Genomic DNA, 15,973 nt, shown 5'->3' with positions numbered 1-15,973 from the left:
ATAGTTAAAATTCATTTATAAATAAGTCAAAATTACCTGTCGCAGCGACTTTCAGTAAAAACGACTGCCATACATTGTTGTTGACAATATCACGGTCGATTTCGGCACGGTTTAAGACATACATGGTTTGTGTTAAATCGGTTAAATCGGTTAAACCGTTTTTGTACAAAGTCGATTTCTGAAGGTAAGCTCTTTTGGCTGCATCAACCTGAATTGGCGCTTCGGCATAATTTTCCAAAGTAATTTTGATCTTGTCTTCGGCAAAGTTCAATTGCGATTTTAATTCTCTGTCCGCCTGATTGTATTCTTCCTGCAATCCCTGAGAAACAAATTTCTGAGCCATAACTTGTTTGCTGGAACGAAATGGAGTAGTTAAATTCCAAGTAATTCCAACTCCAATTAAATAATTGGTACGATCCGGATTTACACCATCCCAGTAATTTCTAGTAAAGGCAGTCTGGTCTGTAGCATAAGACGAATCAAATCCTGAAGCTCTGGTTTGTAAAACTCCAAAAGCACTCATGGTTGGATAATAGAAACGTTTGTACAATTTAACCTGCTGATTGCTGTAGTCGATTTTCGTTTTGTACAATTGTAACAATGGATGAAGACTGTCATTCGCAGCATTTCCTTGAATCAATTCTTTTGGAATCTGCGTTACAAAAAGGGTGTCGGTAACAAAATCCTGCGGTGCAACACCCATTAAATCAACTAATTTATTGTTTTGTTCCTTAACGAAATTTCGAGCTAAGTTTAAAGCAATTTTAGCTTTAGAAACTTCGGCTGTAGCCAATGTAGAATCGACTCCTGCCAATAATCCGTTTTTAACTCTCGCAACAGCCGTCTTTTTGAAGACTTCTGCGCGGTCTAAGTTTTTCTGTTGTGAAATCAATAATCTCTGGCTTGCCAATAAATTTAAATAAGCAGCCGAAATTTTGATTTCCTGCTGGAATTTCTCCTGCTGTAAATCTTTTTCTTTAGCCTGAACATCAATTTTAGATAAATTGATTTTTTCCTGTGTTTTTCCGAAAGTGAAAAAATCCCAGTTCATGTTGACTAAATAAAGTGCACCAAAAGCCGAATTCCAGTTTTGTTCCGGAAGGGGCAGACCTGATGAAGCAACTCCTAAACCTCCAAATCCGTAAAGCGGTCCGTTTTGTCCGTTTACAGTTCCGTAATCCTGCTGCGCCGATAAATTCAGGTTGGGCAGATAATCACGACGAGATTGTTTTAGAGTTTCCTTTGATGCATTGGTGTAATTGTTTTTTGCTCGGATGGAACCGTAATTTTCAAGTCCTGTTTTTACTGCTTCTTTTAAAGACAGGGTTTGAGAATAACCAATTGAGGCAAAAATCAATAAAAATAAAATGGTAATTTTTTTGAAATACATAAACTCAAGGTGTGATATAAAATGTTTTTGATGAAACAAATTTATTTCTCTTACCCTGATAAAAGTCAGGTTAAGTGATGTACTGCACTAGTAAATGACGAATTGAATTGGTCATTTTTACGAAATATAACTTAAATATTTGTTCGAACTTTGTACCCTATTTGAAAATTAAGAATGAATAAAAGAATCGATAACATATTGGACAACAAATGGTGGCAGGAAGTAGCAGTTGTCCTTTTTTCATTTACAATTTATACCTTGAAAAATGATTGGATGTTATTCAGTTCCTTCATTTCTATTGCTATGGGTATATTTTTCTATTGCATTTTGTACATGCATGCCCAGTTTAACCGCTTTTTTCTGCTTCCAATTTTGTTTAAAGCCAATAAACCTTTTACTTACATTATTCTGACGCTTTTTGGAGTTTTTGTGTTTTCAGTCATATTGTATGAAATTACAATGCTCGATATGTTTGCCAAATGCCATTTGTATCAAAACTCGCATCAAAGAAGTTATGCGTATCAATTAGCGAGTGTTTTAGGGACTTTGGTCTGTATTCTGAGTCCGATAATTGTCTTTAAGTTTTATCGAATCCATAGAAAACAAACCGATGCGGCTTTATTGTTTAATCAAATGCAGTTGAACTCTTTGAAAGGACAATTAAATCCGCATTTTCTTTTTAATACTTTTAATACGCTTTACGGAATCAGCCTTCAGTTTCCAGACAGAACACCGGATTTGATTATGAAAGTTTCGCAGTTAATGCGTTATCAATTGGAAAGCAACGGTAAACAATGTGTATCTTTAGAAGACGAACTGGAGTTTATCAACAGTTATGTGCAGCTGGAAAAAGAAAGAGTAGGCTATCGTTGTGATATTGCTTTTGAAAGTAATGTGGACAACGAAAATGCGTATAAAATTTCGCCGATGTTATTAATCGCTTTTATTGAAAATGCTTTTAAACATGGAACCTGCGCAATTGAAAACTGCTTTGTAAAAATTAATATCACTGTTGAAAATGGATTGTTAAGTCTTCATGTGACGAATTCAATTCCGAAGAAAAATGATGTGATTTCGACTAAAATCGGTTTGAAAAATACCATAGAACGTTTGAACCTGATTTATGGAAAAGATTATAAATTGGATATTCAAGATGATAAAAAGACCTACGTTGTAGATTTGGAAATACAGCTTAAAAAGTTTGTAGGATGAGAGAAACCAAAAAATGTATCATTGTAGATGACGAACCTGCTGCGCATTATGTTTTGGCGAATTATATCAAACAGAACCCGCAGTTAGAGTTGGTTTTTCAAGGCTATAATGGTATTGAAGCTATGAATTTCCTTCGCGAAAACACAGTAGATTTAATGTTTTTGGATATCAATATGCCTGAGATTTCAGGTATGGAATTGCTTAAAATTCTGCCAACACATCCTAAAACTATTCTAACAACAGCTTATTCTGAATTTGCTCTCGAAAGCTACGATTATGGCGTAATTGATTATCTGTTGAAACCTATTTATTTCCCGAGGTTTTTAAAAGCAATTGACCGCTTTTTTGCAACAGAAAATGCAAAGAAAACAGAAGAAGCTATTATCAATTCTGTCAGTGTAAAAGTCGATGGCTATTTTATTGAAATAGAATTAGATCAGCTTTTATATGCACAAAGTTTTGGCAACTATGTAAAGTTGCATACCACAAAACGTACTTATTTGGCGTCGATTACGACAACTGAATTTGAGAAATGTTTGCCAGAAAAGAATTTCATGCGTATTCATAAATCTTATATTGTAGCATTAGACAAAATTGATGCAACAGAAAAAGATTTTGTCGTAATTAAAAATGAAAGAATTCCAATTGGCATCACTTATAAACGAGAATTAACTGATAGACTAAAAAAGTTAGAATTGTGATTGTAACTTAAGGTAACGGTTTGATTTTTAATATTAAAAAACGTTCTTAAAAATTTTGTTCCCTTCATTTGTACGTCATTAAAAAGTAGTACTTTTAATACGTTGTTTGAAGTTTAATTTAAAAAAGAAACTATGAAAAACGTGTTTTTGATTTTGACTTTTTTATGCAGCAGTTTTTTAATTGCGCAAGAAGGAACCAACATGAAAAAGGTAATTACACCACCAGAACAGGTGAGACTTGCTTTTGAAAAAGAATATCCTGGTAAAGAAGCTGTTTGGGCAGAAGAATATGTAGGAGATGATAATGACGAGATTCGATATGAGGCACGATATAATGTAGACAACAAAACGAAGGCACTTGCAATCTATGATAATTTAGGTAATATGAAAGCTTATGAATTGCAGATTCCTTTAAGCCAGTTACCAGTTAAAGCACAGGCCTATCTAAAGAAAAATTATCCAGCAAAAGCTATTCGAGAAATAGCCGTTGTAGTAGATTATAAAAAAGTGACTACCTATGAAGTTGGAATAACAAAAGATGCTAAATTTTTTGATATTCAATTTGATAAAGACGGTGGTTTTGATGTAATTATTGAAAAAAATTAAATAAAAAGTAGGAAAATACTTTTATTTGTTTAGTTTTACGTTTTTATTAGAAACTAATCATGAGAACAATTATTCTATTTTCTATTTTTATTTATAGTAGTTGGGCAGCAGGGCAGGGAGCAAGTATTGTGCCTCCAGATATTGTCATTAGTACTTTTGAAAAACAATATCCCAAAAAGAAAGCTATTTGGAATGTGGAATACAGCGGTAAAAACGATGATATAATTTTTGAAGCTAAATTTAGTCAGCCTCCAAAGTTAGTAGCTTATGCGCAATATGATGAAAATGGAATTTTTAAAGTTTATAAAGTGCAGACTCCATTATTAAAATTGGTTAAAAAAGCACAAGTCTATTTAAAAACGAATTATCCTGTAAAGTCTGTTAAACAGGTCTTTTCTGTAGTAGATAATGTAGATAAAAAAAGATACGAAGTAGGAGTAATTAAAGATTCAAAGTTCTATAATTTAATTTTTGATCAGGATGGCGAATTTCTAAAGAAAGTACAAATAAAATAAAACGGCTTACTAATTCAAATTATTTTTGAAACGACAAACCCGATAAGTTTTTAATGCTTATCGGGTTTTGTTTTTTATAGTTTTTTGTTTCAGTTTTAAAGTTTCAGGTTGATATTCTTTGTGTTTTTAACCGCAAAGGGCTCAAGTTATTTAAAGCTATATGTAGAAAACTTTGCGAACCTTGCGTAAACCTTAGCGTTCTTTGCGGTTAAAACTGAAACCTTGAATCCTGAAACTCCATTACAACATCATTCCACCAGATGCTTCAATTCTTTGAGCGTTTATCCAACGAGCATCTTCAGTACATAAAAAGGCAACAACACCGCCAATATCATCTGGTAATCCTACTCTTCCTAAAGCGGTTACTGAAGCAATCTGTTGGTTCATTTGTTCGTTGTCACGAACTACTCCGCCACCGAAATCAGTTTCAATAGCACCTGGAGCAACAATATTTACTCTGATTTTTCTAGCGCCTAATTCTTTTGCCTGATATTTAGTCAAAGTTTCCATTGCGCCTTTCATAGAGGCGTAAGCAGCGTAACCAGGGAAAGAGAATCTTGCTAAACCAGTTGAAATATTTACGATTCCACCTCCATCATTCATAAAGTTTAATCCTTTTTGCGTTAAGAAAAATGGTCCTTTAAACTGAATATTAGTCAATTGATCAAATTCAGCTTCTGTTGTTCCAATAAAAGAATTATGAATTCCGATTCCGGCATTGTTTATCAAAAAGTCGAATTTATCAGTTTTAAAAGTACTTTTTAAAGTTGATTCTATTTCTTTATAGAAAGCATCAAAAGTTTTTGATTCAGCAACATTTAATTGTAAAGTAGCCGCTTTTTGACCTAAGTTTTCGATTTCTTTTACCACCAAATCAGCTTCTTCTTTTTTGCTGTTGTACGTTATGATTACGTCAATTCCTTTTTTAGCAATCGCAATTGCCATGTTTTTTCCTAAACCTCTGCTGCCGCCTGTAACCAGAGCTATTTTTGTATTTACTGCCATTTTTTTTTAATTGTTTATTGTTTGTTGTTTATTGTTTATTGTCAGTCTGAGCGAAGTCGAAGACATTTAATACGATTATTTTTAAAACACATAGAAACATAGATTTTTATTCTCTTTTAAAGATTACAGAAAGAAACTAGTTTCTAACACATAGCTATGTGGATTTATGTGAGTAAAACGCCTTTATAGACAAAGCGAAACTATGTTTCTATGTGTTTAAAATTAAATGTTAAAGATTAGAATGCATCGCATTAAAATGATTTCTCAACTCTTCTGCGCTTGCGTTTAATCTTGTTTCGCTGGTTCCAAAAGTAAGTTCTGATCTTCCTTCTTTTAATTGTTCAAAAATAGATTCGATAAAACTGCTTACGCTTGGATGTGCGTCGTGAAGACCAACTCCGCCTAAATCTGTATTTAAGGCTGGTGGAATAATTTCAATTACTTCGATATTTTTTGCTTTTAATAAATGACGAAGTGAAAGTGTAAATGATCTAAAAAAAGCTTTTGTAGCCGAATAAACTGGAACCTTTGCAAAAGGAGAGAATGCCAGCCCTGAAGTCACATTCATTACTGTCATTAAAGATTTTAACTGAATAAATAAAGAAGTTAAATGCAACGGAGCTTCAATATTAGTATTGATTTCTGCCTTCATGCTTTCGTAAAAATCAGCATCTGTTATCGATTTCCAGTTTTGAATTCCTGCATTGTTGATTAGTACGTTTAGATCAGGATGATTTTCAGAAATCCATTCATAAAGAGCTATACGTTCTGTTTCAATAGATAAGTCACAGACTTTTGTAATTATAGAAGGAAACTTTGCTTTAACGTCGTTTAAAACTGATTCTCTTCTGCCGCAGATGATCACGGTATTGTTTTCCTGAATAAATCGTTCGGTAAGTCCAAGTCCGATACCGCTTGCACCTCCAGTTATCAGTATTTTGTTGTTTGATAAATTCATCTTTTCGTTCTTTTAATTTGATGAGACAAAGGTAGGAGCAAAGCAGATGTGGGGAATTGTAAATATCAAATCGATGTTTGCGAAATTCAAATCAAAGTGGTTTGGAATTCCAATTCTTTAAGTTCCAAATTCCAAAAACTTTGTGGAGCTTCTTGCGAAGATCCCTCGTTACTCGGGATGACAAACTGTATGGTTACAGCTCGTAAAACTTGAAACTTGAAAAAAAAAAACTAACTTCTAAAAGCTAAAGGCGTCAAGGAAGTTTGTTTTTTGAAGAAATTAGAAAAATGCGCTAATTCTTCAAAACCAAGTGAATAAGCGATTTCAGAAATATTCCAATCTGTCTGCTTTAAAAGTATTTTGGCTTCGTTGGTTAATCTTGTACTGATTAATTCTGTTGTGGTTTTTCCAGTGTTTTCCTTTAAAACCTTATTTAAATGATTTACATGAACAGCTAATCTGGCGGCAAAATCTTTTGCAGTTCTAAGTTCTAATCTTTGATTCGGAGATTCAATTGGGAATTGTCTTTCTAATAATTCAGCAAATAAAGAAGAAACTCTTGCAGCCGAATTGTGTTTAGAATATAAAGCAGTTATAGGCTGTAGTTTTTGCCCAAAGTGAATTAGTTCAGCAACATAATTTCGGATTAAATCGTATTTATAGATATAATCTGAATTGATTTCTTTTTGTATCTTTTTGAAGATCAAAGCCACTTCTTCGACTTCTTCATCTGATAATTGAAAAATGGGATAACCGTCTGAAGCAAAAATAGGCAGTTCGTCCAAATCAATACCGCTTTTGCTTTTGGATAAAAATTCGCTGGTAAATACGCAAAACTGTCCGCCTTGATTGGTGTCTTGTGGTAAATAATTATACGGAATTTTTGGTGTTGCAAATAACAATCCCTGCTTTTCAATGTCGATTATTTTATCGGCATATTCAGCTCTGTTTTTTCCCCTAATTAAACTGATTTTGTAATAAGCTCTTCTGTCATAAGGCATTCCAGGTTTTCCTTTCATACGTTCCAAAAGCTCCTTAATATCAAAAACATTAAAATGCCCGATTTCTTTCTGAATGTCATTTGGTAATAGGGAAGTAGGTTCTACTGCTGAACCTTCGGTAATATCTTGGTAAAATGAATCTAGGGATTTCATATTAAGATGAGTTGTAAAATTCAAATATACGAAAAAATGTTAAGCGTTTTTTGCCGCGAAGGCGCTAAGACACAAAGTTTATTTTTATGATGTTCCAATAATAAAAACTATTGGTAACATTAGTTGGTAAAAAACTTGGTGTCTTAGCGCCTTCGTGGCAATACCAGAAGAACCATTAAAAAAGACTTCCCTGTACAAACTCAGGTTCAGGATTACTTCCAAAAGGAAAAGCATCCATTACAAAAAACTGTTTTACTGCTGGATCAAATTCTCTTAAAACAATTTCATTGCATAAAAAGTTCAAATTAATTGTTGTGAAAAGTTCAGAAGCAATTTTAAGATTTTCTGGAGTTAATCTTCTTCCGATTGATAGGTGCGGATTGTCGCTTTTATGTTTTAAAGACTTGAAGGTTTCATGAGTTTTTTTCATTATTGGCACAAGATTCTTCTTTGATTCTTCGGTTAGACCAATAAAAAAAGCGCCGTTTGTTGGAAAAGAATCAAAATGATCTAAATACACTTCAAAAGGCGTAAAAGTATTTGCAATTTTAGAAAGCTTTTGTTTGATGGAATCGAGCTGTGATTCTTCAATGGTAAATTCACAAATCGTAATATGTGCTTCAGAATTATAGCTGTTATACCAATTGATTTTGCTTCTTAAAAAGGCTTTCATCTTTTTAACAGGCTCAACCAATGTTTTAGAATAAAAAACAACTGAGTATGTTTTTTCCATTTTTAAGGCTTTGAATTACACAAAATTAAAATTTAAATTGTGCATTCAAAGCCATAGGAAATTTATTTGAAATTTGAATTTATTTCTTGCTTTATAATTTAGTTTTTTTGATAACCTCCAAAGTAATTTACAGGACTCCAATCTGGAATTGCTTTTGGTTTTTCATCTGCAAAAGTTCTAAAGTCATTATCAGCATAGATTACTTTCCCATTTACCACTGTCAGTTTTGATTCGATGTTTAGGATTTTTTCTTCCGGAACACTGAAATAATCATCAGAAAGAATGGCAAAATCGGCTAGTTTATCTGCGGTCAGCATTCCTCTATCTTTTTCAATATTAATCAATTCGGCACTTCCGTAAGTGAACAATTGCAGCGCTTTGGTTCTGTGCAAAATATTTTCATCATTCATATATTTTAAACCACCTAAAGTTTTGCCTGTTGTCAGCCAGTATAAACCAACCCAAGGATTGTAACTTGCTACACGAGTCCCATCAGTTCCCATTCCGACTTTAATGCCCAATTCCAAGATTTTCTTTAATGGAACCGTATTCGCAGCAGCAGTTTTTCCATATCTTTTAATAAAACTTTCGCCTTGATAAGCCATTCTATGCTGTATTGCAATTCCACCGTTTAAAGCTTTAATACGTTTTAAATTTTCTACAGAAACCGTTTCTGCGTGGTCAAAGAACCATAAAAGTCCATTTAAAGGTGTTTCTTTATTAATGTCTTCAATTACATTTAAAAATCTAGTGATACTTTCGTTATAAGTAGCATGAATTCTAAACGGCCATTTGTTTTTAACCAATAATGATAAAACTTCTTTTAGTTGACCTTCCATCGCTGGGCTTAATTCTGGTCTTGGTTTATCAAAGTTTTCAAAATCTCCTGCACTCATTACTAAATTTTCTCCAGCACCTTGAACATGATACTCTACTTTATCCGAACGATGATCGTCATCACAACCTTCACCAATTTCAACAGTATTGATCCATTTGGTGTAGTCGTTTAATTCTGTTCCTGCTTTTTGAGCAAACAAATAATAAGGCATTCTAACTGTTAAATCGCTGTCTTTGCATAAACCATTTGTCACTCCGTAATCATCAGGAAAATTTTGAAATCCGCCTCCTGCATCCATAATTGCAGTTACACCAAGACGGTTCATTTCGGTCATAAATTGTTTAGTCGAATTGAATTTTTCTTCTTGAGTCAATTCAGGAAGTTTGGCGAGTGTGGAGTATAAAATAAAAGCATTTGGTTCTGCGACTAATAATCCCGTTGGATTTCCGTTTGGATCTTTTTCAATCAATCCAGCATTTGGGTTTGGAGTATTAGCATCAATTTTTAAAGCTTCTAAACCTGCTTTGTTTAGATAAGCATGTCCATATAAGTGAAGAATAAAGGTAGGAACATCACCAGTTGCTTCGTTGATTTCAGCTAAAGTAGGAAGTCTTTTTTCTTCAAACTGATACGCATTCCATCCGCCTACAACACGAACCCATTGTCCTTTTGGAGTTCTTTGTGCCTGTTCTTTTAGGATTGCTAAAGCTCTTTTTAAAGAGCGTACACCGTCCCAGCGCAATTCGGTATTATAGAATCTTCCGCCACGGATGATATGCATGTGAGAATCGAATATTCCGGGAATGATAGTTTTTCCTTTGGCATCGATTATGGTTGTTTTTTTATCTTTTAGTTTTAAGATTTCGCTATTCTTTCCAGTTTTAAGAATTTTTCCATCGGCAACAGCCATAGCTTCAACAATGGTGTTTTTATTGTCTAAAGTGTGAATTATAGCGTGATGCACAATAAGTGTCGCTTTTTTGCTTTGCCCAAAAATGGGAAGTGAAATAATTAAAAGGAAAGCTAGTATTTTGAAAGAGGGTTTCATAGTGGAGGTTTTTGTTTGGTTGGAAAAAAAACGGCATGTTTTTAGCACACAATCTTTTTATTGGATAGAATAAAATTTAACGCTGATTTTACAGATTCGCTATCGCGAAGACGCTGATTTCCACAGATTTTTTTAAAGTAAATAGGATGAATTAAAATCCGTTTTTTATCCGCGCCTTCGCGATAGCGAATTCGTTTTATCCGCGTTGATTAAGATTTAGTGTTTCAACATTTCGTGAGCGTATTGAACACCTACGCCGTAAGCACCACCGTATTTTTTAACCAAATCAGTTACGGGTACATAAGTTTCCTGACGAGCCCAGTCGCGTTGCAATTCTAGTAAATATTGCAAAGAAGTTACTGGATGTGCACCAGCCTGAACCATACGAGTTACAGCCATTTCATGAGCTTCTTTAGAAACATCACCGCTTGCATCTGTAATTACATAAACATCATATCCTTCGTTGATTGCTGATAAAACAGGGCCAACAATACAAACGCTTGTCCATAAACCGCCAAATACGATTTTCTTTTTTCCCGTTGAAATAATAGCTTTGCGAGCGGGAGCATCCTCCCAAGTATTCATTGTGGTACGATCGATATAGTTTGAAGTTTTTTGAGGATAGAATTCTTCAATTTCCCTGAAAACGGGCCCGCTGAATGATTTTTCTGCAACTGTTGTAACGATAGTCGGTACTTTAAATATTTTTGAAGCTCCAGCTACTAAAGCGGTGTTGTTGCGTAATTGATCGATTGGAATATTGCTTACTGCAAATGCCATTTGGCTTTCGTAATCAATTAAGACCAAAGTATGATTTGTTGGGTCTAATAACGCAGGACTTGGCTTTTGAGCGAATCCAATAAATGTAATTAAAGATAAAACTGCTGTAAGAATTAATTTTTTCATGATATTTTGATTTTGTTGTTAATGATTAGGTTTTTAAAATTATTTGTGATTTTTCACTTTCGGGTGTTCAAAATGGATGCCCTATTTCTAAAGCGTTGTTTTTAAAGGGATTTCTTCAAAAAAGACAATAGTAGTCCTAACGATATATCGTAAATTTTTGACGATATTCGTAATTGCGTTGTTTTTAAAGCTGTAAAATGATGTAAAAGGAAGTTAGAATGCTATATTTTCCCTTTTAGATGTAGTCGGTGGAGAATCTCTGATTTTAATAAGCCGCTTCCACCTCCAAAATGTTCAATTACTTCTACGTCTGGCTGTTGTTTTAAGCAAAATGTAGTAAAATTTTTCTCGACATGATCTTCGATTCCGGAGCTCAAAAGAACAACGTCGATTTTGTGGTTCTGAAAATAGTCCTGAGCTTCTGTTTCGTTGCTAAATGCGACTGCGTTCCAGTCTTCATAAGCGTTTACAAGGCGAAGTAAAATGGCCAATATCGCTTCGTTTTTTCCGAGTAATAAGAATTCAAGTGTTTTCATTTTCTTTTTAGTTTCTGAGGTTCTGAGATACTGATATTCTAAGTTTGTTTACTCTTAGATTTCAGTTTCATGGAATCTGGATTTTTACTTTACAAATTTATTTGTTTCCTTTTTGCTTTAACTTAATCTAGAATAAGAAAGATACTAAGGTTCTGAGATAATAAGAAGCTAAGTTTTTTTCTTGTTTTTAATTTTAGTTTTTGACAGAACATGTAATTTATATTGCAAATTTATTTCTTTCATTCTCAATTCGACTTAATCTAGAATAAGAAAGATACTAAGGTTCTGAGATGCTAAGAAGCTAAGTTTTTTTCTTGTCTTCAATTTTAGTTTTTGACAGAACTTATAATTTACAGTGCAAATATAACTTGTGATAGAAAAAAGGCGCTTAATCTAGGACAAGAAAGGCGTTATTTAAGTGTTGTTTTTACACTTTTTTATGATTTTTAGAAGGAAGTTTTAAATTATTTCTCAAAAAGTATTGTTAAATTTTTAAAGTTAAAGTATTGAAATACAGATTTTTATGTTTTTTGTTTTCAAAAAAAGATTTTCTTTTTAATAGAGATGTGGAAAACCGTAAGGGAATCTGTTTTCTGCAATATAATTTTGGGGTGTAGAAATTTGAAAACGATGATATTCTTTACCTTTTTAGATATCATTTAGAGTTTTTACAGAAAACAGTTTTTGGAGAAACGTTTTTATTTTTAATTAAGACATATTCATTTGATCGTGGGTATTTGTATATAGTTTGCAATGTACAATTAATGTCTAATTTTTTTGGGGTTTTAAGATTAAGTCGACGGACCTAATTTTAAGACCCTTTTTTTATAGAAAAAATGAAAATCCTATTATCCAAAATGATATGATGTCGGTATTGATTTTAAATTTTTGAGGAGAAAATCCATAATAATTTTTAAATGCCGCTGAAAAGTGGGACACATCTTTATAACCGCATTTATAGGCGACTTCACTAACTGTTGTAGAATTGTTTTGAAACAATTCTTTTGCATGTTCCATTCTAAGTTTAATGATATAGCTTTTAACCGTTGTTCCAAAACATGCTTTAAAGCCCTTTTTTAGCTTGAATTCGTTTAATGAAATTTTTCGGGAAAGTTCAGGAAGAGTAGGGGTGTTTCGATAATCGTTGTCTAGTATTTGTTTGGCTTCTAATAATTTGTTGTATTCTTCACTGTCGATTTTTTCTTGTTGCTTGGGTTTAGAAACTACCGATTCTAATTGATGGATTAACAACTCTTTTATTTTTGTCTCAATGTACATTTTCTTTAATGCTCCTTTGCGATTACAATTTTTGATTTCAGAAATAATCCACTGAATGGAAGAAGTAAATGGGAGATATTTTGAAGTAAGATAGCTGGATTTTTGGATTAAAATGTTTTTAGAGAATTTTTCATGAAGTTTCCAGTCTTCATTGATTACATTGAAATAGAATTCTTTAGAAAAAATAATGGTTAGATAATTTACTTTTTCAAATGCTGGAATTTTAAAAGTGCCTTTGTATTTTGTAGTGTAAAAAATATTATGAGTGTTCTGCTTTAAATATTTCTCATTTTCAAGCTGTTCTATTTGAAACTCGATATTAGTACAACTTACAAAATCCATCACGATACATTCATCATTAATTTCAAAAATCTCTGTTTGAGGTTTTGTAAAATACATTTGAGTATCTATTACTACCATTCCGTCAGTAGCAAGAATGTGGCTTTTGATGTCTTCTGAGTCTTCCCTTTGAAACTGAATATTTTCTTCACTAAGAGCACTTTTTGGATCATATTGGGAATTGACTTCAATGTTAATTATTGGTTGATCGTGAGACGAAAGAGTAGACTTGATTTTCAAAATTTAATCCGTTTTTACAAAATAATAATCCGTTTTTCCCTAACTTTTTTGAATCAGTTGATGGTACTTTTGTGGCAAAGTTATTTATAATTAGTCTAATTAAAGATATGTCAACGCCAAAAATTTTATTTTTTATTTCATTTTTCTTCTTTTCGTTCTTGTCATTTTCCCAGCAAAATAAAGGGATTACAGTGACTGGACAAGTCGTTGAAAAATCTGGTCAAACTGTTCCATTCGCAACAGTAGTAATAGAAAAAACTGACTTAAGTATGATTTCTGATGAAAACGGAAAGTTTATTTTCAGAAATGTTAAACCAGGAAAACATACCATAAAAGTTTCTGCAATTGGTTTTTCGAGCTTTAAAAAAAGCATTGAAGTTTCAGGAACTAATGTAAATATTCCAGTTCAATTGAACAGCGAATTACAAGAATTAGAAAACGTATCAGTAATTGGGCGTTCGGCAGTTGATAAGATCAATAAACAAGCTTATAACGTAACAGCTGTCGATGCAAAAAAACTGCATAACTCCACTTTGGATCTGGCACATGCATTAGATAGGGTTTCAGGAGTACGTTTTCGCGAAGCTGGTGGTGTAGGATCTCGATCAGAATTATCGATTAATGGATTTTCTGGGAACCAAATTAAAATTTTTATTGACGGTGTGCCGATGGATAATTTTGGTTCGTCTTTTCAAATCAATAATATTCCAATTAACCTAGCTGATCGTGTAGAGGTTTATAAAGGTGTTGTGCCCATTTGGTTAGGTGGAGATGCTTTAGGAGGAGCTGTTAATATTGTAACGAATAGCAAACCTCGAACCTATTTGGATGCTTCTTATTCCTTTGGATCATTCAACACGTTTAAAACTGCCATAAACGCTGGTTATACTTCAAAAAGTGGTTTTACGACAGAGATTAATGCATTTCAAAATTATTCGGATAATAATTATTGGGTAAATGTTGAAACTAATGATTTGGAAACTGGTAAATATTATCCAGAAACACGAGTAAGAAGATTTCATGATAATTACCATAATGAAACTGTAATTTTTAATATTGGAATTACGGGTAAAAAATACGCCGATAAATTAATGATTGGTTTTACAGCTGGACAAAATAAGGCTGATATTCAAACCGGAGCCAGAATGGTTGCAGTATTTGGCGAAAGATATAGACGTGGGAACACTTTGATGCCTACTTTAAAATACCAGGTAAAAGATTTGTTTACAAAAGGGTTGAATATTGATGTAACAGGAAATTTTAATTTTGGCTATGAACAAACTGTAGATACTGTAAATAGACGTTACAATTGGTTTGGACAATATACACAAAACGCAGGACCAGGTGGAGAAGCCGGTAGATCCCTCTATAAATTTAAAAACAACAATGGAATAGCCACTTTTAATGCAACTTATGCTATAGGAGAACATCATTCTTTGTTAATAAACAACACATTTAACACATTTGACCGTAAAGGAAGCGATGAGCTTTATCCTGAGTCTGTAACGTATCAGCAACCTGAAAAACTACAAAAGAATATTTTGGCTGCTGGTTACAAATTTGACTACAATGAAAAATGGAGCACCTCATTATTTTTAAAGAATTATGATTTAAACACTACGCTTACCAGAAGTTATAATCCTTCTGGAAACTGGGGAGATGTTGCCTATATGGAGTTAAATAATAAAACATCTTCTTTAGGTTATGGAGGAGCAAGCAGCTATTATTTAAAACAAAATTTACAGCTAAAAGCTTCTTATGAAAAAACCTATAGATTGCCTACAGCGAATGAAATTTTTGGTGATCCTAATGATAATTTACAGGGTAATAATGGTTTAAAACCAGAATCGAGTAACAATATTAACTTAGGTTTAAGTTATCAAACTAGTTTTAATGACATCAATGCCTTAACATTTGATGTAAATGGTATTTATCGTAATGCTACTGATTTTATTCGTACTGAATTTAATAATAATCAAAACAAAACTGTAACCGTTAATCAGGGAAGTGTAAAAACAAAAGGTATTGATGGAGAGATTCGATACTCTTATAAAAAGCGATTTACTTCTGGTCTTAATATGACTTATCAGGATATACGAAATATGACCAAATATGAGCCAGAGCAAAATTATGTTTCCTATTACTATAAGGACAGAGTGCCTAATATCCCTTATTTATTTGGTAATCTTGATGGAACAGTTTTTTTTAACGATGTATTTAAAAAAGGAAATAATTTATCTGTAGGCTATAATCTTCTTTATGTACATGCCTATTATTTGTACTGGCCAAGTAGAGGAGGCTCAAATGGTAAACATGATATTCCTACACAGCTTAAGCATGATTTAAACTTGGTTTACACAATGGCCGATGGAAAATACAACATCGCCTTAGAATGTCAAAACTTATTGGATAATGAACTTGTGGATAATTTTTCACTTCAAAAACCTAGTAGAGCTTTTTATCTGAAGTTTAGATACTTCTTTAACAAATCGAATAAATAATTTTAATATAAAC

14 protein-coding genes are annotated in these 15,973 nt (G+C 32.8%); 5 read left to right on the top strand and 9 right to left on the bottom strand.

Annotated elements, in window-relative coordinates; all coding sequences use genetic code 11:
* Positions 1-4: 4 nt before the first annotated feature.
* Positions 5-1,390, bottom strand: coding sequence for a TolC family protein (locus P2W65_RS21195; protein WP_289660931.1), 1,386 nt, complete (start codon positions 1,388-1,390; stop codon positions 5-7).
* A 174-nt stretch (positions 1,391-1,564) separates the two neighbouring features.
* On the opposite strand from P2W65_RS21195, the gene P2W65_RS21190 reads away from it, so the two are divergent.
* The 4 genes from P2W65_RS21190 (at position 1,565) to P2W65_RS21175 (ending at position 4,424) form a co-directional block, all read left to right on the top strand.
* The gene (locus tag P2W65_RS21190; protein WP_289660930.1) at positions 1,565-2,602 is read left to right on the top strand and encodes a sensor histidine kinase; all 1,038 of its coding nucleotides are present in this window, start codon (positions 1,565-1,567) and stop codon (positions 2,600-2,602) included.
* A complete protein-coding gene (locus P2W65_RS21185; RefSeq protein ID WP_289660929.1) occupies positions 2,599-3,303 on the top strand; it encodes a LytR/AlgR family response regulator transcription factor in 705 nt (234 codons plus the stop codon). The genes P2W65_RS21190 and P2W65_RS21185 overlap by 4 nt, the downstream gene beginning before the upstream one ends.
* Positions 3,304-3,435: 132 nt before the next feature.
* Positions 3,436-3,909, top strand: coding sequence for a hypothetical protein (locus P2W65_RS21180; protein ID WP_289660928.1), 474 nt, complete (start codon positions 3,436-3,438; stop codon positions 3,907-3,909).
* Between the two features lie 59 nt (positions 3,910-3,968).
* Complete coding sequence (locus tag P2W65_RS21175; protein ID WP_289660927.1) at positions 3,969-4,424, top strand: hypothetical protein; 456 nt, start codon at positions 3,969-3,971, stop codon at positions 4,422-4,424.
* Between the two features lie 240 nt (positions 4,425-4,664).
* Here the strand turns inward: P2W65_RS21175 and P2W65_RS21170 are convergent, their stop codons facing one another.
* The 8 genes from P2W65_RS21170 to P2W65_RS21135 form a co-directional block, all read right to left on the bottom strand.
* Complete coding sequence (locus P2W65_RS21170) at positions 4,665-5,429, bottom strand: SDR family oxidoreductase (RefSeq protein WP_289660926.1); 765 nt, start codon at positions 5,427-5,429, stop codon at positions 4,665-4,667.
* A gap of 229 nt (positions 5,430-5,658) precedes the next feature.
* Positions 5,659-6,387, bottom strand: coding sequence for an SDR family oxidoreductase (locus tag P2W65_RS21165; protein ID WP_289660925.1), 729 nt, complete (start codon positions 6,385-6,387; stop codon positions 5,659-5,661).
* Between the two features lie 230 nt (positions 6,388-6,617).
* Positions 6,618-7,541, bottom strand: a complete 924-nt coding sequence (locus P2W65_RS21160) for a helix-turn-helix domain-containing protein (RefSeq protein ID WP_289660924.1) — start codon at positions 7,539-7,541, stop codon at positions 6,618-6,620.
* Between the two features lie 175 nt (positions 7,542-7,716).
* Positions 7,717-8,274, bottom strand: a complete 558-nt coding sequence (locus P2W65_RS21155) for a 2'-5' RNA ligase family protein (protein WP_289660923.1) — start codon at positions 8,272-8,274, stop codon at positions 7,717-7,719.
* Positions 8,275-8,372: 98 nt separating this feature from the next.
* Positions 8,373-10,160: an amidohydrolase gene (locus tag P2W65_RS21150; protein ID WP_289660922.1), complete on the bottom strand. Its 1,788-nt coding sequence runs from the start codon at positions 10,158-10,160 to the stop codon at positions 8,373-8,375.
* A 216-nt stretch (positions 10,161-10,376) separates the two neighbouring features.
* Positions 10,377-11,066: a hydrolase gene (locus P2W65_RS21145; RefSeq protein WP_289660921.1), complete on the bottom strand. Its 690-nt coding sequence runs from the start codon at positions 11,064-11,066 to the stop codon at positions 10,377-10,379.
* Between the two features lie 221 nt (positions 11,067-11,287).
* Entirely contained in the window at positions 11,288-11,602 is a 315-nt protein-coding gene (locus tag P2W65_RS21140; protein ID WP_289660920.1) for a hypothetical protein, read from the bottom strand.
* Between the two features lie 825 nt (positions 11,603-12,427).
* A complete protein-coding gene (locus P2W65_RS21135) occupies positions 12,428-13,459 on the bottom strand; it encodes an AraC family transcriptional regulator (protein ID WP_289660919.1) in 1,032 nt (343 codons plus the stop codon).
* Positions 13,460-13,566: 107 nt separating this feature from the next.
* Between P2W65_RS21135 and P2W65_RS21130 the strand changes: the two genes are divergently transcribed.
* Positions 13,567-15,960, top strand: coding sequence for a TonB-dependent receptor (locus P2W65_RS21130; RefSeq protein WP_289660918.1), 2,394 nt, complete (start codon positions 13,567-13,569; stop codon positions 15,958-15,960).
* Positions 15,961-15,973 lie beyond the last annotated feature (13 nt).

The sequence above is a fragment of the Flavobacterium panacagri genome (assembly GCF_030378165.1).
In the GTDB taxonomy this organism is placed as follows: domain Bacteria; phylum Bacteroidota; class Bacteroidia; order Flavobacteriales; family Flavobacteriaceae; genus Flavobacterium; species Flavobacterium panacagri.
The sequence above is the reverse complement of the archived record's forward strand: the minus strand, read 5'-3'. Positions and strand labels throughout refer to the sequence as shown.